The 19,611-nt window shown below is 62.8% G+C and carries 18 protein-coding genes, 1 tRNA gene and 2 pseudogenes; 18 read left to right on the top strand and 3 right to left on the bottom strand.

The features are described 5' to 3' along the window. Positions 1-291 (bottom strand): annotated as a pseudogene (locus AQZ50_RS15595) (IS110 family transposase); the annotation flags it as partial. A 300-nt stretch (positions 292-591) separates the two neighbouring features. Further along, entirely contained in the window at positions 592-879 is a 288-nt protein-coding gene (locus tag AQZ50_RS15590) for a hypothetical protein (protein ID WP_067747558.1), read from the bottom strand. Between the two features lie 279 nt (positions 880-1,158). Between AQZ50_RS15590 and AQZ50_RS20550 the strand changes: the two genes are divergently transcribed. The 10 genes and pseudogenes from AQZ50_RS20550 (at position 1,159) to AQZ50_RS15540 (ending at position 10,328) form a co-directional block, all read left to right on the top strand. Next, on the top strand, positions 1,159-1,650 hold the full coding sequence (locus AQZ50_RS20550) for a hypothetical protein (RefSeq protein ID WP_156427394.1): 492 nt from the start codon (positions 1,159-1,161) through the stop codon (positions 1,648-1,650). A gap of 242 nt (positions 1,651-1,892) precedes the next feature. Beyond that, positions 1,893-2,780: pseudogene (locus AQZ50_RS15580) on the top strand (IS5 family transposase); the annotation flags it as partial. 69 nt (positions 2,781-2,849) lie between these two features. Further along, complete coding sequence (locus AQZ50_RS15575; RefSeq protein WP_067747554.1) at positions 2,850-3,134, top strand: hypothetical protein; 285 nt, start codon at positions 2,850-2,852, stop codon at positions 3,132-3,134. Positions 3,135-3,306: 172 nt separating this feature from the next. Further along, the gene (locus tag AQZ50_RS15570) at positions 3,307-4,506 is read left to right on the top strand and encodes an LL-diaminopimelate aminotransferase (RefSeq protein ID WP_067747553.1); all 1,200 of its coding nucleotides are present in this window, start codon (positions 3,307-3,309) and stop codon (positions 4,504-4,506) included. 215 nt (positions 4,507-4,721) lie between these two features. Then, a complete protein-coding gene (locus tag AQZ50_RS15565; protein WP_067747552.1) occupies positions 4,722-5,525 on the top strand; it encodes a crotonase/enoyl-CoA hydratase family protein in 804 nt (267 codons plus the stop codon). A gap of 96 nt (positions 5,526-5,621) precedes the next feature. Further along, positions 5,622-5,695, top strand: a tRNA-Cys gene (locus AQZ50_RS15560). A gap of 118 nt (positions 5,696-5,813) precedes the next feature. Then, positions 5,814-7,289 carry a DHA2 family efflux MFS transporter permease subunit gene (locus tag AQZ50_RS15555; protein WP_231730337.1) on the top strand — a complete coding sequence of 492 codons (1,476 nt, stop codon included), beginning with the start codon at positions 5,814-5,816 and terminating at the stop codon, positions 7,287-7,289. A 45-nt stretch (positions 7,290-7,334) separates the two neighbouring features. After that, complete coding sequence (locus AQZ50_RS15550; RefSeq protein WP_067747550.1) at positions 7,335-8,021, top strand: response regulator transcription factor; 687 nt, start codon at positions 7,335-7,337, stop codon at positions 8,019-8,021. Positions 8,022-8,037: 16 nt separating this feature from the next. Continuing rightward, the gene (locus tag AQZ50_RS15545) at positions 8,038-9,420 is read left to right on the top strand and encodes a sensor histidine kinase (protein ID WP_231730336.1); all 1,383 of its coding nucleotides are present in this window, start codon (positions 8,038-8,040) and stop codon (positions 9,418-9,420) included. 149 nt (positions 9,421-9,569) lie between these two features. Further along, entirely contained in the window at positions 9,570-10,328 is a 759-nt protein-coding gene (locus AQZ50_RS15540) for a phosphatase PAP2 family protein (protein ID WP_231730335.1), read from the top strand. A 62-nt stretch (positions 10,329-10,390) separates the two neighbouring features. On the opposite strand, the gene AQZ50_RS15535 is transcribed toward AQZ50_RS15540, so the two are convergent. Continuing rightward, a complete protein-coding gene (locus tag AQZ50_RS15535) occupies positions 10,391-11,722 on the bottom strand; it encodes an MFS transporter (protein WP_082703701.1) in 1,332 nt (443 codons plus the stop codon). A gap of 160 nt (positions 11,723-11,882) precedes the next feature. On the opposite strand from AQZ50_RS15535, the gene cyoA reads away from it, so the two are divergent. The 8 genes from cyoA to AQZ50_RS15495 are packed head-to-tail and all read left to right on the top strand — an operon-like array spanning position 11,883 to position 19,605. Next, positions 11,883-13,064 carry a ubiquinol oxidase subunit II gene (gene cyoA / locus AQZ50_RS15530; RefSeq protein ID WP_067747546.1) on the top strand — a complete coding sequence of 394 codons (1,182 nt, stop codon included), beginning with the start codon at positions 11,883-11,885 and terminating at the stop codon, positions 13,062-13,064. An 18-nt stretch (positions 13,065-13,082) separates the two neighbouring features. Next, positions 13,083-15,092, top strand: coding sequence for a cytochrome o ubiquinol oxidase subunit I (gene cyoB / locus AQZ50_RS15525; protein ID WP_067747544.1), 2,010 nt, complete (start codon positions 13,083-13,085; stop codon positions 15,090-15,092). A gap of 4 nt (positions 15,093-15,096) precedes the next feature. Next, positions 15,097-15,735, top strand: coding sequence for a cytochrome o ubiquinol oxidase subunit III (cyoC, locus tag AQZ50_RS15520; protein ID WP_067747542.1), 639 nt, complete (start codon positions 15,097-15,099; stop codon positions 15,733-15,735). Then, positions 15,732-16,094 (top strand): cytochrome o ubiquinol oxidase subunit IV, encoded by a 363-nt coding sequence (gene cyoD, locus AQZ50_RS15515; protein ID WP_197412518.1) that lies wholly within the window; start codon positions 15,732-15,734, stop codon positions 16,092-16,094. The genes cyoC and cyoD overlap by 4 nt, the downstream gene beginning before the upstream one ends. After that, on the top strand, positions 16,094-16,828 hold the full coding sequence (locus AQZ50_RS15510) for an SURF1 family protein (RefSeq protein ID WP_082703700.1): 735 nt from the start codon (positions 16,094-16,096) through the stop codon (positions 16,826-16,828). The genes cyoD and AQZ50_RS15510 overlap by 1 nt, the downstream gene beginning before the upstream one ends. Further along, on the top strand, positions 16,828-18,144 hold the full coding sequence (locus AQZ50_RS15505) for an ATP-binding protein (RefSeq protein WP_067747540.1): 1,317 nt from the start codon (positions 16,828-16,830) through the stop codon (positions 18,142-18,144). Before AQZ50_RS15510 ends, AQZ50_RS15505 begins: the two co-directional genes overlap by 1 nt. Next, positions 18,141-18,674, top strand: a complete 534-nt coding sequence (locus AQZ50_RS15500) for a response regulator transcription factor (protein WP_067747538.1) — start codon at positions 18,141-18,143, stop codon at positions 18,672-18,674. Before AQZ50_RS15505 ends, AQZ50_RS15500 begins: the two co-directional genes overlap by 4 nt. 28 nt (positions 18,675-18,702) lie before the next feature. Beyond that, a complete protein-coding gene (locus tag AQZ50_RS15495; protein ID WP_067747536.1) occupies positions 18,703-19,605 on the top strand; it encodes an LOG family protein in 903 nt (300 codons plus the stop codon). The last annotated feature ends 6 nt before the right edge of the window (positions 19,606-19,611 follow it).

The following is a 19,611-nucleotide window of genomic DNA, read 5'->3' as shown; positions in this document are numbered from 1 at the left end:
AATCCATGGCTGCCGATCAGCATTTTTGCGCGTCATTCGCATGACCGCGGTCGCACCGACTGGCATCAGCCGGACCTCGTGCCCCAACGCTATCAACTCCCGAGCCCAATGGTGCGCCGACGCACATGCCTCCATGCCGATGAGGCAGGCCGGAAGATCGGTGAAGAAGCCGACCACCTCTGCCCGCCGAAGTTTGCGCCGGACCAGAACGGTGCCGTCTCCACCTATTGCGTGAACCTGGAAAACGCTCTTCGCCAGATCCAATCCGACGGTAACAACCTCCTGCTTCATCTGCCGACTCCCAGACGTGGAACTACAACGACCGCATTATGACACAGCTACGCTGGTGCAGGAGTCGTCCACGCCATCACGTCAGGGCGTCGCGGATCGAGAGTAACCGCCCGATTGAGGCCGCCTATGCCCAAAACTCGAGCGCCATGCGGGCGCCTGACAAGCCCCAAGACAATGATGACATTGGACCTACCGATGCATCAAAGTCTGAAACTTGTTTTCACGTGATTTTTGACGAAAAAGCGTTTCCCGCTTCATGGTATCATGCGCTGCGCGGCATGGCGCCCATCACAAGCGTTGTCAGATCGATACGGTAATCACCATGATCGACAGTAGGCCAAACCCGATGGCTTCTAGCACCGAGCCTCGCCCGCCCTTCTTCTCGCCCTTGGCCTGATTGGCGAGAGCGGTCGTGCTGGCTTTGGTGGCGTTAGCCGATGCGTCGCCGACCGAACTCGGCGCCACGATCGCGGATGTCGGGCTTATAGGAGCCACCTGCGCGGGCACAATGGCCGCATCTTGAGCATAGGCAGTCGTGCTGGCAAGGAGTGAAGCGGCAAGGATCGTCGAAAAAGCAGCAATTTTCATGGAAGCCTCCTACTAGGTATGCTTGCTTTGTATCCATTTTGAAGCGGATGATAACTAAGTAGATATACCTATTCCGTCAATATGGACCAATTTGGCACACACATAATTGACGGAATTAACAAGCAATTTTATCAAATTCCAGTTTATGTCGGAAAAATATCCAAACGGGATGCATAAAATTTATAAATCAATAGTCATTATAGAGCAATCTATTCAACAAAAATCACATTCTCCCTGATATTCAATCCCATGCATAAAAACGCATTGGGATATTAAGAGATGAAAAACAAAACTGTTCCAAAATTCACATCTATTTTTGCAACATTATATTTTATTTTTATACCATCTACATCAGCCTTTTGCCATGATGGTCAAATATACGGCCCTCCTTCTTCAGAAGACAAAGCAACACGCGCCACCCCACCCGCAGATATTTCCTCAAAAGAGCTCGACGAGACCGAGCGAAAACTCGTCAGGACGCGCCGCCTCGTAAACAATCTCGAAATCGGCTACCAGTTGCTTAACGCGCTCGACGCGGCCCAGACGATCAGTTGCGTCCACAAGCCCAACTGCGAAGAAGGCAATCCACTTTACGGCAAACGACCGTCGGTGGGGACAATCATCGGCATCAAGGCCGCATCTGCCCTTTTGCATTATAGAGCAAGCCGCACACTGCTCCGCCGCGATCCGAACACGGCCATCCTGTTCGAAGTCGCGACGACAACTGTGCAGGGCGTCGTGTGCGGCCTCAACTTCCGCTACGCCTTCTGAACTGTCAATCGGCGTCCAAACGGGGGTCTGACTCATATGTGGAACGGCCCGGTTAGCAAGGCGATTGCGGCATGAATTCCTTCGGACGGTGCAGTCATATGTCCGACCTGTAGATGCGGCCATTGACCGCTGGCCACGATGAGATCCGCGAAGCCGATCGCCTAACAGGCTGCGGAAAAAGGCTTCCGCTGACGGCGTTGATATGATTCGATGTTTTCGTTGCGAAAGCAAGGGAAACATGGATGCGCGGCGGGGATGATCGGAGCGAGGGTCTTTTTTCATACGTGAGCTGCGAAGCGCGCGTGCCGCAAGGTCATCCATGGCGGGCGATCCGGGCGATTGTGGACGAGGCACTGGAGGTTTTGTCCGCCGATTTCGAGCAGCTGTATTCGCGGATAGGTCGCCCTTCGATCGCGCCCGAGAAGCTGCTTCGGGCTTTGCTACTTCAGGCATTTTTCTCGATCCGCTCAGGGCGCCAGTTGATGGAGCAACTCGACTACAACCTGATGTTTCGGTGGTTTGTCGGCCTGTCGATGGATGCGCCGATCTGGGATGTGACGGTGTTCACCAAGAATCGCGACCGGCTGATGGCGGGTGATATTGCGGCCAAGTTCATGGCTGCGGTGCTGAACCCGCCACGGGTCAAGGCGCTGTTGTCGAACGACCATTTCTCGGTCGATGGCACGCTGATCGATGCCTGGGCCAGCATGAAGAGCTTCAAACCCAAGGACGGCGGCTCAGACGACGGCGATGATGCAGGCGGCAGCGACAACGGCTCGGCCAAAACCAAGGGCCGCAATGCCGAGCGCGATTTTCGCAAGGAGAAGCGTAGCAACGAAACCCACGCCTCGACCACCGACCCCGACGCACGGCTTTACAAAAAAGCGCAAGGTCAGGCCGCGAGACTATCCCACATGGGCCATGTTCTGATGGAAAACCGCCACGGCCTGATCGTCGATGCGCTGTTGACCAAGGCTACTGGCACCGCCGAACGCGAGGCTGCGCTGACCATGCTCAAGCGCTTGGACGCGCAACACAGGATCCCGCTCGGGGCCGACAAGGCCTATGATGCAGCCCAATTCGTTGCCGATCTGCGAGACATCAACGTCACGCCACACGTTGCGCAAAACAACACCACTGTCACCATGGGATGAAGTGAAACAGATGCGCCCTGAGTCGAAGACGGTTATGGCTGCGCCATGGGTGATGATGAAATCGAACTGCGCATCGAAGCATTTGACGATGCCAACGGCGGCGGCGTTGGCTGGTACAAGGACAAAGGCGCTTTCCACCTGTACCTGCTGGCAACCGAGGCACCCACCGAACGTCTCAAGCCGCCCGGCACAGGTGACGACGTCAGGATCGCCTACTGGTCACACCGGCGTAAATGGGAGGACATCGACGACATGGGCGGATGCGTCCTGCCCCTCGATCAGGCACTCAACCACGTCGCAAACAACAGCATCTTCTGGATCTGGACCTGACCCAAAACGTACAAAGTCGAGCTTAGACCCGGGCGCGGCACATATCCACAGCGCTCGGTGCGAACCGTGCTGTTTTGCGGGTTGGATGCAGCATGGTTTTCATGAACGGCGGTTTGGCGTAAGGGCCTTGGCCTCCGGGCAATTTCGCCCGGTCGGAGAAAGACCTTTTACCGTGGACGAAGAATTCTACCGCATGAAGCGCCTGCCGCCCTACGTCATCGCCGAAGTCAACGGCATGCGGGCCGCAGCACGCGCCGCCGGGCGGGACATCATCGACCTCGGCATGGGCAATCCCGATCTGCCGCCGCCCCAGCATGTCATCGACAAGCTGTGCGAAGTGGCGCAAAAACCTTCGGCCCACGGCTATTCTGCGTCGCGCGGGATTCCGGGCGTGCGCAAGGCGCAGGCCAATTATTATGCACGCCGGTTTGGCGTCGATCTCGATCCCGAGACCGAAGTGGTGATGACGCTCGGGTCAAAGGAAGGGCTCGCGAGCCTCGCCAATGCGATCACCGCGCCGGGCGATGTCGTGCTGGCGCCCAACCCCAGCTATCCGATTCATACATTCGGCTTCATCATTGCGGGGGCGACGATTCGGTCGGTGCCGACCACGCCCGATGAACGCTATTGGGAATCGCTTGACCGGGCGATGCGCTATTCCGTGCCGCGTCCTTCGGTGCTGATCGTCAACTATCCGTCGAATCCGACCGCCGAGACGGTCGATCTGGCGTTTTACGAGCGATTGGTGGCCTGGGCGCGCGAAAACAAGGTGTGGATCCTGTCGGACCTTGCCTATTCCGAGCTCTATTACGACGGCACTCCGACCCGCTCGATTCTGGAAGTGCCCGGCGCCAAGGATGTCGCGGTCGAATTCACCAGCATGAGCAAGACGTTTTCGATGGCCGGCTGGCGCGTCGGTTTCGCGGTGGGCAATCCCAGGCTGATTGCCGCCCTGACGCGGGTCAAATCCTACCTCGATTACGGCGCGTTCACGCCGATTCAGGCAGCGACGTGCGCCGCGCTCAACGGGCCGCAGGACATCGTCGACAAGAATCGCGAGCTTTATCAAAAACGCCGCGATGTGCTGGTCGAAAGCTTTGGTCGCGCCGGATGGGACATTCCCAGCCCGCCCGCATCGATGTTTGCCTGGGCCCCGTTGCCGCCTGCGCTGCGCCATCTGGGCAGCCTTGAATTTTCCAAGCAATTGCTGACCCAGGCCGAAGTCGCGGTCGCCCCCGGCGTCGGCTATGGCGAAGACGGCGAAGGTTATGTCCGCATCGCGCTTGTCGAAAACGAACAGCGCCTGCGCCAGGCCGCGCGCAACGTTCGCCGCTATCTGCAAAGCATGGGCGTCAACGCCAGCGCGGGGTGACCGGATCACAATTCGCGAAAGAGTGGCCGCGAAAGAGTGGTTTTTTGAAGGCGGCGGCGGTCCGCTCCCCCACCCGACCTCCCGACGGCAGTACTCTATGGGAGGTCGGGTGGGGGAGCGGGCCGGTGCCGCCTCTCCCACCGTGCGTAAACCCACTGGACTTCGCATCCATCCCGGGCAATTCATCGCCCGATGAAATTGCTCGGGATGGATGCATGAGCCTGAATTTCGACGACCGCGTCACGGTCACCGTTACCGCACATGTCGCGCATGTCGTGCTTAACCGCGCGGACAAGATGAACGCGCTCGACGATGCGATGTTTGGCGCGATCATCGCGGCGGGCGATCACTTGCGCGGGGCCCGCGACGTGCGTGCCGTTGTGCTGTCGGGGGCGGGGCGCGCATTTTGCGCCGGGCTCGATCTGTCCAGCCTTGGCAATGCCGATCGCTGGAAGGGCGGATCGCTCGCCGACCGCACGCACGGCATTGCCAACCGCGCGCAATATGCCGCCACCGTCTGGCGCGATGTGCCGGTTCCGGTGATCGCGGCGGTACATGGCGTGTGCTTTGGCGGCGGCCTGCAGATCGCCAGCGGGGCCGACATCCGCATTGCCCATCCCGAAACGCGCATGGCGGTGATGGAGGTCAAATGGGGGCTGGTCCCCGATATGGGCGGATACCTGCTGTGGCGCGGCAATGTGCGCGACGACGTGTTGCGCGAACTGACGTATACCCATCGTGAATTCACCGGGGTCGAGGCCGCAGCGCTGGGCTTTGCCACCCATGTCGATATCGACCCTCTTGCGCGTGCCATGGCGCTGGCGCGCGCGATCGCGGGCAAGAGCCCGCATGCCGTGCGCGGCGCCAAGGACTTGTCGAATCGCACGCCGCTGATGACGCCCGCCGACGCGCTGCTCGCCGAAAGCGTGAGCCAGATCGAACTGATGTATTCGCCCAACCAGATCGAATCGGTGCGCGCCGGCATGGAAAAGCGCGCGCCCGAATTCGTCGATCCCTGACGCAACCGACCGACCGAACGCGGGGCGAAAGAATCCGATTGCCCAAAGCCTCGCGCTCGGCTAACTGCGCCGCTCTTGCGCAGGGCGCGGGAATGAGGCCCGATGGCGGAGTGGTTACGCACCGGATTGCAAATCCGTTTACCCCGGTTCGATTCCGGGTCGGGCCTCCATTTTCCTGATACCAATTCGCACGACCGGCCCGCTTGACGCGGGGCAGGTATCTGCAATGCTTGGGCGATTCCTGTGGCGTCCGCATCGCCGGACGCAAAGCTGAGGCGGACCGGAGCATTGTCCGAATTGTCCATTTTCCCGAAGTTTCTGAACGCACAGCCGATTTCCAAGCGGTTTTTGCCGTGGCTGGTGGCGATCGCGTTTTTTATGGAATCGCTCGATACCACGGTGCTCAATACCGCTGTGCCGACGATGGCGCGGGCGCTGCATGAATCCGAACTGAGCATGAAGGCGGTGCTGGCGAGCTATGCGCTGAGCCTTGCGGTGTTTATCCCCGCAAGCGGGTGGGTGGCCGATCGGTTCGGCACGCGGCGGGTGTTCACCGCCGCGATCGCGGTGTTCACGCTGGGCTCGGTGCTGTGCGGGCTGAGCCATTCAATACCCTTGCTGGTGACCTGCCGGATCATTCAGGGGATGGGCGGGGCGATGATGGTGCCGGTCGGGCGGCTGACGCTGGTGCGCACGTTTCCCAAGGCGGAACTGGTTCGCGCGATGAGCTTTGTGGCAATCCCGATGCTGGTCGGGCCGCTGATCGGGCCCGCGCTGGGCGGGTTCATAATCAGCGTGGCGCGGTGGGAGGACATCTTTTTCCTCAATATCCCGATCGGGCTGACAGGGCTCGTGCTGGTGGGGCTGCGCCTGCCCGATTATCGCGGGGACAACGTGCCGCCGCTCGATCGCATGGGGCTGGTCTGGTTTGGCAGCGGCATCGCGCTTTTGTCGTGGACGCTCGAAGTGTTTGGCGAACACCATGCCGGCGGGCGGGTGGTCACGGTGGCCGGGACAATCGCGATCGCGCTGCTGGCGTTGTACTGGCGCCATGCGCGGCGGCTGGCCAATCCGCTGCTCGATCTCGATCTCTTGCGTTTTCGCACGTTTGCCGTGTCGGTCGCGGGGGGATTCGTGACCCGGCTGGGCGTGGGCGGCGCGCCATTCCTGTTGCCTTTGCTCTATCAGACCGGGCTTGGCTTTGCGCCGCTCCATTCCGGGCTGCTGTTCATGCCTCAGGCTTTGGGCGCGATGAGCAGCAAGATCTTCGTGCGCTATGAACTGGCATTTTTCGGCTATCGCTCGATGCTGATCGGCAACACCGTGGCGCTCGGCCTGATGCTGATGCTGTTTGGCACGGTCGGTCCGGCGACGCCGGTATGGATGATCTGCTTTCAGGCGATGATCTATGGCATGTTGATGTCGGCGCAATTCACCGCGATCAACACGCTCGCCTATGCCGATGTGCCGCAGCCGCGCACCAGCCGCGCCAGCGCCTTTGCCAGCACGTTTCAGCAATTGTCGATGAGCTTTGGCGTGGCAAGCGCCGGTCTGGTCACGGCCGGATTTGTCACCTCGCGGGCGACCGAACGCACCGAGATGCTGACCAGCGTGCACCATGCGTTCGTCATTCTGGGCGCGGTCACGATCGCGTCGGCGGCAGTCTTTGCGGGGCTGCGGCGGGGCGATGGCGACGCGATCAGCGGGCACCACGATGCCGATGAGGACGTGGCGCCGGGGCGGATTGTAACATCACCGTCTTGAATCTGTCGTAATCGACCGGCCTTGCTGACCGGTGGAGAACGATCCGTGCATTGCCTGGTGATAGAAGACGATCCGGTCATCGGCGGACATATCGTCAGCGGACTGGGCGCGGCGGGGATCGACACGACTCTCGCCGTCAACGCCGCGCAGGCGCTGGAACGCAGCCGCACGGGCGAATTCGACAGTGTCGTGCTCGACCGCTTGCTGCCCGACGGCAACGGCATCGACATCATTCGCGCCTGGCGTCGCCATGGCACAGTGCCGCCGGTGCTGATGCTGAGCGCGCTGGGCTCGGTCAAGGATCGCATCGAGGGCCTCGAATCGGGGGCCGACGATTACCTGGCCAAGCCGTTTCACATGGCCGAACTGGTGGCGCGCGTTCACGCCATTTCGCGTCGCACGCCGCAGCGGGGATCATCCGAACAGGCGGCGCGCAGCGTCGGGCGGCTGCGGCTCGATCCCAGCCGTCATGCCGCCTGCTTTGGCCCGGCTTCGGTCGAGCTCAATCGCAAGCTCTATTCGCTGCTGGCGCACCTGATGCTCCATGCCGACCGGCTGGTGACGCGCGACATGCTGCTCGAACACGTCTGGGGCTACAGCTTCAGCCCCGGCACCAATATCGTCGAAAGCAACATGAGCCGCCTGCGCACGCGGTTGCAGGAACTGGGCATCGATCCGATCCTGACCCGGCGCGGCGAAGGCTATGTGCTTTTGGCGGGCGCTTGCCGGTAATGGCGATTTTCTGATCTTGGCACGCACCAGAACGGCCGATATTCGCGCCCGCTGGCCGGGGGCAGGGCGGATCTTTTTCATGATCGGCGGCGTGTTTGCGCTGGCCATGCTGCTGATGGGCGCGCTGGTGTTCGTCGTGGCCGAGCGCACGGTCGCGCTGCGCATCGACAGCGATCTGATCCATCACAAGGCGAAGTTTCTGCGCGTGCCGTCGGGCCGGGCGGCGACCAGCGAGGAAGTCGCCGCGCGCATCCGCGACTGGCAGGCGCGCAAGATCACCAGCGAGCGCACCTATAGCCTGTTTGCCCCCGACGGGCGGCAAGTGGCGGGGCGGCTGGCGGTGCGGCCGCGTCCGGGATTGTCCGATGTCCTGTTTCTGGGCGGCGGGCGGACGTGGCAGCGCGGGCGGGCGCTGGCCGAGCGCTTGCCCGACGGGTCGCTGTTCGTGATTGTCCAGCACAGCGAGGCGGCGGCGGGGCTGCGCGCGCTGTTGCCGCATCTCGTCATGGGCGCGTTCGTTGCGGCGCTGACGGCGGGGCTGGGGGCGACGTGGTTTTTTGCCCATCTGACGGCGCGGCGGCTGGCGGCGACCGGGGCGACCGCCGATGCGATCGCCGCCGCCGGGGATCTGGCGCGGCGGGTGCCGATGGACGGGCTCGACGGCATGTTTGCGCGCCAGGCGGAAAGTCTCAACCGGATGCTCGACCGCATGGAAAGCCTGGTCGAGACGCAACGCCATTTCGCCAGCGCGCTGGCGCATGACTTGCGCACGCCGCTGACCCGGCTGAGCACGCTTTTGACGTGTGATCTTGCCGGTGACGAAGCGCGGCTGCGCCGGGCGATCGAGGCGGCGGAGCGCGAATGCGCCGGGATCATCGCGATTTTCGATGCGCTGTTGCGGTTGGCCGAGATCGAGGGCGGGCGTCACGGCGGGGCAATGGTCGCGCTCTCGCTCGACCGATTGGTCGAGGATATTGCCGAAACGATGGAGCCGGTGATTGCCGATGCCGGCGGCACTTTGGTCACCGGGCCGTTGGAGCCGGCCGCAATTCACGGCGATCCGGGGCTGATCACGCAATTGCTGGTCAATCTGCTGCAGAACGTCGCGACGCATACCCCGGCGGGGACGAGCGCCCGGCTGTCGGTCCATCGCGCGGGCGATCATGTCGAGCTCGTCTTGCAGGACAATGGCCCCGGCTTGCCGCGCGGGGACTGCGCGCGGGTGTTGCGCCCGCTGGAGCGAGGCACGGCGGCGGCAGACCGGCGTGGCAGCGGGCTTGGCCTGTCGATCGCGCAGGCGATCGTGCGGTTTCATCAGGGGCGGCTGGAACTGGCGGACAGCGGGCCGGGGCTTGAAGTGCGGATTGCCTTTCCCGCGGTTGCCCTGCCCCGGATTTGAAATTGGGCGGGATCTGAAATTCTATATTTGCAATGTGACGGTCGAAGGCCCTTTGCGGGGCCTTTGTGTCACCGGACTGTCACGCCGTCGCCATAGCCGGACCCTACCGCGCGGGCCGGGTTGTCCGCTTTGCTTGACAGGGGAATTCGATGCCCGCCCATTCCGGTCCCAGGGGGATGCTGCGCGCCGCCTTGCTGCTTGGCGCCTTTGGCGCGTTGATCGCGGGCGGAACGGCCTTTGCCGATCCGGCGCACGACATGGCCGCGACCAAGCCGGCCAAGACGCTGCGCTGGCTTGATCCGCAGGCTTTTGCGCCCGAGCGTGTGCTGCCCGAACCGCCCGTGATCGGTTCGATCGAGGAACGCGCCGAAATGGACGAAGTCCTGGCTTTTGCCAAGATCGTGGCGCCAGAGCGGCACGCTGCGGCTGCGGCCGATGGCGAAGACGAAACCCCGCGCGCGTTCAACGCCGTGGTCGGGCGCGACCTGACGAAGCTGCCCGCGACGGCGCATCTGCTCGACGAAATCGAGGACGAGATCGAAGTCGTGGCCGACGTGGCCAAGCGCCATTTTCGCCGGGCCCGGCCTTATACGGTCGATCCCGCGCTGGCCCATTGCGGCAGCGGCAGCGCGGGGGGCAAAGGCGGCGACCGGTCTTATCCGAGCGGCCACGCCACCTTTGGCTGGAGCATGGCCTGGGTCTTGTCCGATCTGATCCCCGAGCGGCGCGCCGCGATTTTCGCTCGCGCGGCAGACTATGGCTATAGCCGCGAGATCTGCGCGGTCCATTTCGCCAGCGATGTCGAGGCGGGCCATCTGCTCGGTGTTTTGGCGGCAAAGGCACTGCTGGCCGATCCGCGCCTTGCCCCCGACATTGCGGCGGCGCGGGCGGAATTGTCCAAGCCCTGATCTTGGCGGGCCCTGACCCTGTTTCCTGCCCGGCGTTCGTGCCGGGCAGGACAGTTTCCCGATCAGGCCCCGCGTGCGAGGCCGCGATTGACCCATAGCGCGATCAGGGTCGCCAGTGCGCCCGACAGGAGATAGGCGCCCGAGGCGACCAGTCCGAAATGCGCCGAGGCCCACAGCGCGACCAAGGGGGCAAAACCGGCGCCGACCAGCCAGGCCAGATCATTGGTCAAGGCCGCGCCGGTGTAGCGATGGCGCAGCGGAAATTCGCTGGCGAGCACCCCCGACGATTGGCCAAAGCACAGCCCGAGCAGCAAAAAGCCGATGATCATGAAGGCGAATTGGCCGGTCTCGCCCAAGGCCAGCAACTGCGGGGCAAAGCCGCTGAACACCGCGATCGCCGCAGCAGAGGCCGCAAGCAGGCGCCGCCGTCCAAACTGATCGGCCAATTGTCCCGAAGCGACCATCGCCACCAGCCCGGTGGTCGCCGCACCCGCTTCGAGCACGAGAAAGCGAGTCGATGATTCGGGGGTGAACAAGTGGACCCATGACAAGGGAAACACGGTGACCATGTGAAACAGCGCAAAGCTGGCGAGTGGGGCAAAGGCGCCGATCACGACTGTGCGCCATTGCTGCGCCAGCGTGCGCAAAGGGCGTTCGGCCATCAGATCGCGATCTTCGTAAAGCTGTTCGAACGAGGCCGATTCGACGATGCGCAGCCGCGCAAACAGCGCGACGACATTGATCGCAAAGGCCACGAAGAAGGGATAGCGCCAGCCCCAGTCGAGGAAATCGTCCGAATCGAGCGAGGCGGTAAAGAACGCGAACAGCAAGCTGGCGACGATCAGCCCGAGCGGCGCGCCCAATTGCGGGATCATCGCGTACCAGCCGCGGCGGCCTTCGGGGGCCTGGAGCGCGAGCAGCGAGGGCAGGCCGTCCCAGGTTCCCCCTTGGGCAAAGCCCTGTCCCAGCCGGAGCAGCGCAAGCAAGCCCGCCGAGGCCAGCCCGATCGATTCGTGGCCGGGCAGAAACGCGATCGCCGCCGTCGATCCGCCCAGCAGCACCAGCGCCACGGTCAGCTTGAACCCCCGACCATAGGCGCGGTCGAGCCCGGTGAACCAGATCGAGCCTGCCGGTCGCGCGACAAACGCCAGGGCAAACACTGCAAACGAGGCCAGCGTCGCCTGCAGCGGCGGCAGCCAGGGGAACACGAGTTTGGGAAACACCAGCACCGAGGCGATGGCATAGACAAAGAAGTCGAAGAATTCCGAGGTGCGGCCGATGATGACCCCGATGGCGATGTCGCCCGGGGTGACAGGGTGTGCGTGGCGGCCATTCGAAGGGCCCGGCGTACCCGATTGCAGGCGGGCGAGGATGTCATACCCTTGAGACGTCATGGCCAATGTTCTCTCCCCCTGAAATTGTGCGTCGCAGGAGGGGCCGGGGTGCCCGCTTTTCCCGCTTTTGAAACAAACTCCCAGAGTCATTGATGCCCGTCAAGATCTGGGACAAAATGTCCTATCGCATGCACGGTTCGTCGCGCTTACGGCCCGCCCCATGCGTGCAGAAACACCCCCCCGTCGTCTGCGCACCCGGTCGGACCATCTCCGCCGGGCTCTGCGCGGCGCTCTCGCTCTTCCGCTCGCCGCCCTTGTTTCGGGTTGCGACTGGGTCGTGCTCAATCCTTCGGGCGACATCGCGCGCCAGCAGGCGAACCTGGTGATGGTTTCGACCGCGCTGATGCTGCTGATCATCGTGCCGGTCATGGCGCTGACCGTGCTGTTTGCCTGGCGCTATCGCTCGGCCAACACCGAGGCGGCCTATGATCCCGAATGGCATCATTCGACCAAGCTCGAACTGGTGATCTGGACGGCGCCGCTGGCGATCATCATCGCGCTGGGCTCGATCACCTGGCTCGCCACGCACTTGCTCGATCCCTATCGTCCGCTCAGCCGGATCGACGATAGCCACGCGATTGCGCCGGGCACGAAGCCGATGGATGTCGAAGTCGTCGCGCTCGACTGGAAATGGCTGTTCATCTATCCCGAACAGAAGATCGCCACGGTCAACGAACTGGTTCTGCCCGAAGGCCGCCCGGTGCGGTTTCGCATCACCTCGTCGACAGTGATGAACTCGTTCTACGTCCCCGCGCTGGCCGGTCAGATCTATGCCATGCCGGGGATGGAAACCAAGCTTCACGCGGTGTTCAACAAGCCCGGCACGTTTACCGGCTTTTCCGCCAATTTCAGCGGCGCGGGTTTTAGCCACATGCGCTTTGCCACGCGCAGCGTGACGGGCGATGCGTTCAACGCCTGGGTTGCGGGCGTCAAAAAGACCGGTTCTGATCTCGACCGCGCGACCTATCTCGAACTCGACAAGCCGAGCGAGAAAGTCCCGGTGATCCACTATGCCTCCGTCTCGCCCGACCTGTTTGACGCGGTCGTCAACATGTGCGTGCGTCCGGGCAAGCTGTGCACCGGCGAAATGGCGGCGATCGACGCCCACGGCGGCACCGGCAAGGCTGGCCTGCTCAACGTCGCGGCGCTGACGTATGACAAGCAGGGGCGCGAACAGGTTTCCAGCGCTGCGCCGGGGTTTGCCGATGCAAACCTGCACCGCTTTGTGCGCGACTGGTGCGCCGATAACCGCCCGCTGCGCGCGGCGGTGGCCCGCGACACGCTGAGCCTGGCCCGGCCGGATGCCGCAAGGCAGCCCGCCCCCGCCCACCCCCTTTCCTGACAATCGGGACACCGATCCATGCCAAATCATGACCAGACCTGGTCTCCGTTGCTCGGTCGCCTGTCGCTCGACGCGCTGCCGCTGCACGAACCGATCCTTGTCGCCACTTTTGCCGCCGTGGCGCTGGGCGGCATCGCGCTGCTTGCCGCGCTGACGTATTTCCGCCTCTGGGGCTATCTCTGGAAGGAATGGTTCACCAGCGTCGATCACAAGAAGATCGGCATCATGTACATGGTGCTCGGCCTCGTGATGTTCCTGCGTGGCTTTGCCGATGCGCTGATGATGCGTGTGCAGCAGGCGGTGGCGTTCAACGGCAACGAGGGGTTTTTCCCGGCGCACCACTATGATCAGGTGTTTACCGCCCATGGCGTGATCATGATCTTTTTCGTGGCCATGCCGTTCGTAACCGGGCTGATGAACTTTGTCGTGCCGCTGCAGATCGGCGCGCGGGACGTCAGTTTTCCGTTTCTCAACAATTTCAGCTTCTGGATGACGGCCTCGGGTGCGGCGCTGGTCATGGCTTCGCTGTTCGTCGGCGAATTCGCGCAGACCGGCTGGCTGTCCTATCCGCCGCTGTCGGGTCTGGCCTACAGCCCCGGCGTCGGGGTCGACTATTACATCTGGGCGCTGCAGATCGCGGGCGTAGGCACCACGCTTTCGGGGATCAATCTGATCGCCACGATCGTCAAGATGCGCGCGCCGGGCATGACGATGATGCGCATGCCGGTGTTCACCTGGACCGCGCTGTGCACCAACGTGCTGATCGTGGCCTCGTTTCCGGTGCTGACCGCCGTGCTCGCGCTGCTCAGCCTCGATCGCTATGTCGGGACCAACTTTTTCACCAATGATTTTGGTGGAAGCCCGATGATGTACGTCAACCTCATCTGGATCTGGGGCCATCCCGAAGTCTACATCCTGATCCTGCCGATCTTTGGCGTGTTTTCGGAAGTGACCTCGACGTTCTGCAGCAAGCGCCTGTTCGGCTATACCTCGATGGTCTATGCCTCGGTCGTCATTACCGTGCTGTCCTATATCGTGTGGCTGCACCACTTCTTCACGATGGGCTCCGGCGCCAGCGTCAACAGCTTCTTCGGCATCACCACGATGGTCATCTCGATCCCGACGGGTGCGAAGATGTTCAACTGGCTGTTCACGATGTATCGCGGGCGTATCCGCTTTGAGCTGCCGATGATGTGGACCGTCGCGTTCATGCTGACGTTCGTGATCGGCGGGATGACCGGGGTCATGCTTGCGGTGCCGCCCGCCGACTTCGTGCTGCACAATTCGCTGTTCCTGATCGCGCACTTTCATAACGTGATTATCGGCGGCGTGGTGTTCGGGACGTTTGCGGCGATCAACTACTGGTGGCCCAAGGCGTTCGGCTTCAAGCTCGATCCGTTCTGGGGCAAAGTCAGCTTCTGGTGCTGGGTGCCCGGCTTCTGGCTGGCGTTTACCCCGCTTTACATCATGGGCCTGATGGGCGTGACGCGCCGCATGCGGGTGTTCGACGACGCCAGTCTGCAGCCCTATTTCATCGTCGCCGCGCTCGGCGCGGGCCTGATCGCCTGCGGCATCGGTGCCATGCTCGTGCAATATGGCGTGTCGATCATGCGCCGTGAACAGTTGCGCGATGAAACCGGCGATCCCTGGGGCGGCCGCACGCTCGAATGGTCGACCAGCTCGCCGCCGCCGGCCTACAACTTTGCCTTTACCCCGGTGATCCACGACATCGACGCCTGGGAAGACATGAAGCGCAACGGCGTGACCCGGCCGCTCGAAGGATTTCGCCCGATCCACATGCCCCGCAACACGGGCGCCGGGATCATCCTGGCGGGGATCAGCACGGTCTTCGGTTTTGCCATGATCTGGCACATCTGGTGGATGGCGATTGCGGGCTTTGCGACGCTGTTGCTGACCGCGATTGCCCATACTTTCAACACCAACCGGTCATATCACATTTCTGCCGACATGGTGGCGAAGACCGAGGCCGAACGTACCCGGCAACTGGCCACGGTCGAAGGAGCCTGACGCCATGAGCAAGCATCAATTTGCCGCCCCGCAGGCGGGCGGCCTGACCGCGCAGTATTTCGATCTCGACGAACACGATCATCCCGAAGGCGGCAGCACGCTGCTCGGCTTCTGGATCTACCTGATGAGCGACTGCCTCATCTTTGCCATGCTGTTCGCCGCGTATGGCGTGCTGGGCGGCAATTATGCGGCGGGGCCGGGGCCAAAGGATCTGTTCGAACTGCCGCTGGTCGCGATCAACACCGCGATGCTGCTGTTTTCGTCGATCACTTATGGCTTTGCCATGATCGCGATGCAGCGCGGCCGCGTCGCCGGGGTTCAGGGCTGGTTGCTGGTGACGGCGCTGTTTGGCGCTGCCTTCCTGTCGATCGAGCTTTATGAATTCTCGCACCTGATCGCCGACGGGGCGACCCCGCAGCGCAGCGCGTTCCTGTCGGCGTTTTTCACGCTGGTCGGGACGCACGGGCTGCACGTCACGTTCGGGCTGATCTGGCTGGGCACCTTGCTCGTGCAACTGGGGCAAAGCGGGCTGACCGAGGCGAACAAGCGTCGGCTCCTGTGCCTGTCGATGTTCTGGCACTTCCTTGACGTCGTCTGGGTCGGCGTCTTCACATTTGTCTATCTGATGGGAACCCTGCGATGAGCTCTTCGCACACGGACGCGCATGATGACGCGCCGCATTTCTCGCTGAAGGATTACGGCACCGGATTCGCGCTGTCGGTCGTGCTGACCGCGATCCCGTTCTGGCTGGTGATGTCGGGCGCGCTGGGTGACAAGACCCTGACCGCGCTGGTCATTGCGGGCTTTGCCGTGGTCCAGGTCGTGGTTCACATGATCTACTTCCTCCACATGAACACGAAATCGCAAGGCGGCTGGAATTTCCTCGCGCTGGTCTTCACGCTGATTCTCGTGGGAATCGTGCTCTCGGGGTCGCTGTGGGTGATGTACCACCTCAACCACAACATGATGCCGATGCCGCACAACATGAACGAGCTGCCCTGATGCAGGCGCCTGCGTCGCCTGGCACTGCGGGCACGCGGGCAGGCGGCACACGGGCAGTAGGGCCGGCACTGGCCTTGCTGGTGCTGGCCCTCGTCTTTACTGCCCTGGGCGTATGGCAGCTTCACCGCCTCGGCTGGAAAACCCGGCTGATTGCCGACACGCAAGCGGCGGTCCATGCCGCGCCGATCGATCCTGCCGCGCTGCCCACGGGCGATCTGACGCCGCTGACCTATCATCGGCTGGCCATGACCGGGCACTTTCTGAGCGCAGGCACGACGCTGGTTACCGGAACGTCGACGATTGGCACCGGCTATTGGGAACTCGTGCCGCTGGCGGGCGATGATGGCCGCACGATCATGATCAATCGCGGGTTCCTGCCCGAAGGCAGCCGGATCGAGGCCGCGCGGCGCGATGTTCCGGCAGGGCCCGTGCGGATCGAGGGGCTGTTGCGCCCGACCGAGCCCAAGGGTGCGTTGCTGCGCGCCAATCGGCCCGCGCAAGACCGCTGGTATTCGCGCGACATCGCGGCGATCGCGGCAAGGCGAGGCGTCGCGGTCGATCCGCGCCTGTTCATCGACAGCTGGGCCGAGGCTTCCGCGCCGGGCGCGGACGCGCCGGTGCCGGGTCTGACCGTGATCGCGTTTCCCAACAACCACCTTGGTTATGCGCTGACCTGGTTCACCATGGGGATCATGGCCATTGGGGGGGCATTCGTGTTAGTGCGACGGCGATAATGCCGTCCGATCCCCCATCCCAGACCGGCCCCCAGGCCATTTCCGGCGACCGCCTGGTCTTTCCCGCCGCCAGCGCGCGCAACATGGTGCTGCTGATCCAATTGCGCTGGATGGCGGTGATCGGCCAATTGGTGACGATCTGGTATGTCAGCCACGTGCTCGGGATTCAGTTGCCGCTGACCCAGCTTGTGGCGATCCCCGCGCTGCTCGCGCTCGTCAATGTCGCGACGATGGTCATGGGGACAGAGCGCGAAGGCTACAGCTATGTCGAACTGATCGGCGCGCTGATGCTCGATGTCATCGCGCTGACCTGGCAATTGTATCTCAGCGGGGGCACGACCAATCCGTTCACCTTCCTGTTTTTGCTGCAGATCGCGATCGGAGCGATTCTTCTGCCCCCGAACTGGAGCTGGATCGTTGCGGCGATTGCGGTGCTGTCGGTCTCGCTGCTGTCGTTTTACTATGTGCCCATGGGCCTGCCGCCCGAATTGCTTGCCGATCCGTTGCGCATGTATCTGGCCGGCAGCTATCTCTGCTTTATCCTGATCGCGGCGCTGCTGGTGTTCTTTGTCATCAAGATCGATCGCAACCGGCGGCAGAGCGATGCCGCGCTGGCCCAGCTGCGCCAGCGCGCCGCCGAAGAGGATCATATCGTGCGCATGGGTCTTTTGGCATCGGGCGCCGCGCACGAATTGGGCACGCCGATGGCGACGATCTCGGTGCTGGTACGCGACTGGTTCAAGCATCCCGCTTTCGCTGCCGAGCCTGATCTCGTCGAAGAACTGCATGAGATGGAAACCGAGCTTTTGCGCTGCAAATCGATCGTCAGCGGCATTCTCCTGTCTGCAGGCGAAGCGCGCGGCGAAAATCCCGAAGTGACCACGGTGAACACGTTCGTGCGTGATTTTGCCCGCGAATGGAGCTCGCGCAGCGGCGGTGCGGTGCGCCTGATCAACCGGATGGATCGCGATGCGCCGATCGTGTCGGACCCGGCACTGCGTCAGGTGATCAGCAATGTCATCGATAACGCACTCGAAGTCTCGCCCGATCATGTCGAAGTGATTGCCGAGACCGACGCGGCCATGTTGGTGCTGACCTTTCGCGACCGCGGGCCGGGCTTTTCCGACGAAATGCTCGTGCGCATCGGGCGACCCTATGCTTCGACCAAGGGGCGCCCCGGCGGCGGGCTCGGCCTGTTCCTGGTGTTCAACGTGGTGCGCAAGCTGGGCGGCGAAGTCGATGTGCGCAACCATCCCGACGGCGGGGCGCAAGTGCGCCTGGCAATCCCGTTGAAGGCGATCGAGGCCAAGGCATGAACGAGACGCCGCGTCTGGTGATCGTCGAGGACGACCCGGCCTTTGCGCGGACGTTGCGCCGCAGTTTCGAACGGCGCGGCTATGGCGTGCATCATGTCGTCAGTCCCGAGGATCTCGCCGCGCTGCTCGCAAGCGAGGCGTTTGACTATGCCGTAGTCGACCTGAAGCTCGGCACGTCGTCCGGGCTGACCTGCGTACAGATGTTGCACGAGGCCGATCCCGACATCCGCATCGTCGTGCTGACCGGGTTTGCCAGCATCGCGACCGCCGTCGAGGCGATCAAGCTGGGCGCGGCGCATTACCTTGCCAAACCGGCCAACACCGACGACATCGAGGAAGCTTTTGGCCGCGATACGGGCGATCCGTCGGTCCCGGTCGAAGGGCGCAAGAGCTCGATCAAGACGGTCGAATGGGAATATATCCACGCTACGCTGGTCGAATGCGATTTCAACATTTCCGAGACCGCGCGAAGGCTGGGGATGCATCGCCGCACGCTCGCGCGCAAACTGGAAAAGCGCCAGTTGCGGTAAGCGGGGAACACGTGGCAACAAGGTCCGCATGAACGAGAACATCAAGACGCCGTCAGCGCTGGCGCATCAGCGTTTCTATCAGGCCGAACAGGAAGCAGGCTTTGTCGAAAGCCACCCCCGCGTTTCGCCGCAGCAGCAGGATCCGGCCTATCGCCTTGCATTTCGCGACACCGATTTCCTGTTGCGGCAGGAACTGCGCCCGGTGCGGTTTCAGCTCGAACTGCTCAAACCCGAAATGCTGCTGGATGAAGCGGAGATCGCGTCGACCCTGGTGATCTATGGCTCGGCGCGTATCCCGGAGCCGGACCATGCCCAGGCCACGCTCGATGCGGCAACCACGCCCCAGGCGCGCGCCATTGCCGAGCGGCTGGTGGCCAAATCACGCTATTACGAAGAAGCGCGGCGGCTCGCTTCGCTTGCCGCGAATGCCGGAATCGTCGGCACCAACAATGGGGACAGGGGGCATCGCCACTTCGTCGTCTGTTCGGGCGGGGGCCCGTCGATCATGGAAGCGGCCAACCGGGGCGCGGCGGAGGCCGGGGCGGAAACCATCGGGCTCAACATCACGCTGCGCCACGAACAGAAGCCCAACCGCTTCGTCACGCCGCACTTGTCGTTTCAGTTTCACTATTTCGCGCTGCGCAAGATGCATTTTCTGCTGCGCGCGCGCGCCGTTGCGGTGTTTCCCGGCGGGTTTGGCACATTCGACGAATTCTTCGAGCTGCTGACGCTGATTCAGACCGGCAAGCTGCAGCCGATCCCGGTCCTGCTTTACGGCGGCGATTATTGGGATCGCGTGATCAATTTTCAGGCGATCGCCGAGGAAGGGCTGATCGGCTTCGACGATCTCGACTTGTTCCACCGGGTCGAAACCGCCGAAGAAGGCTGGGCGAAGATCGTCGATTTCTATGCATTGGAAACCGGGGACTGACGGCTG

It is taken from the genome of Novosphingobium sp. Fuku2-ISO-50, assembly GCF_001519055.1.
Classification (GTDB): Bacteria; Pseudomonadota; Alphaproteobacteria; order Sphingomonadales; family Sphingomonadaceae; genus Novosphingobium.
The sequence above is the reverse complement of the archived record's forward strand: the minus strand, read 5'-3'. Positions and strand labels throughout refer to the sequence as shown.

Excerpts from the sequence above, each read along its gene's own strand:
- AQZ50_RS15590 (WP_067747558.1), bottom strand. The coding sequence starts at position 879 with ATGAAAATTGCTGCTTTTTCGACGATCCTTGCCGCTTCACTCCTTGCC.
- AQZ50_RS20550 (WP_156427394.1), top strand. The coding sequence starts at position 1,159 with ATGAAAAACAAAACTGTTCCAAAATTCACATCTATTTTTGCAACATTA.
- AQZ50_RS15575 (WP_067747554.1), top strand. The coding sequence starts at position 2,850 with ATGGGTGATGATGAAATCGAACTGCGCATCGAAGCATTTGACGATGCC.
- AQZ50_RS15565 (WP_067747552.1), top strand. The coding sequence starts at position 4,722 with ATGAGCCTGAATTTCGACGACCGCGTCACGGTCACCGTTACCGCACAT.
- AQZ50_RS15540 (WP_231730335.1), top strand. The coding sequence starts at position 9,570 with ATGCCCGCCCATTCCGGTCCCAGGGGGATGCTGCGCGCCGCCTTGCTG.
- AQZ50_RS15535 (WP_082703701.1), bottom strand. The coding sequence starts at position 11,722 with ATGACGTCTCAAGGGTATGACATCCTCGCCCGCCTGCAATCGGGTACG.
- cyoA (WP_067747546.1), top strand. The coding sequence starts at position 11,883 with ATGCGTGCAGAAACACCCCCCCGTCGTCTGCGCACCCGGTCGGACCAT.
- cyoB (WP_067747544.1), top strand. The coding sequence starts at position 13,083 with ATGCCAAATCATGACCAGACCTGGTCTCCGTTGCTCGGTCGCCTGTCG.
- cyoC (WP_067747542.1), top strand. The coding sequence starts at position 15,097 with ATGAGCAAGCATCAATTTGCCGCCCCGCAGGCGGGCGGCCTGACCGCG.
- cyoD (WP_197412518.1), top strand. The coding sequence starts at position 15,732 with ATGAGCTCTTCGCACACGGACGCGCATGATGACGCGCCGCATTTCTCG.
- AQZ50_RS15510 (WP_082703700.1), top strand. The coding sequence starts at position 16,094 with ATGCAGGCGCCTGCGTCGCCTGGCACTGCGGGCACGCGGGCAGGCGGC.
- AQZ50_RS15505 (WP_067747540.1), top strand. The coding sequence starts at position 16,828 with ATGCCGTCCGATCCCCCATCCCAGACCGGCCCCCAGGCCATTTCCGGC.
- AQZ50_RS15500 (WP_067747538.1), top strand. The coding sequence starts at position 18,141 with ATGAACGAGACGCCGCGTCTGGTGATCGTCGAGGACGACCCGGCCTTT.
- AQZ50_RS15495 (WP_067747536.1), top strand. The coding sequence starts at position 18,703 with ATGAACGAGAACATCAAGACGCCGTCAGCGCTGGCGCATCAGCGTTTC.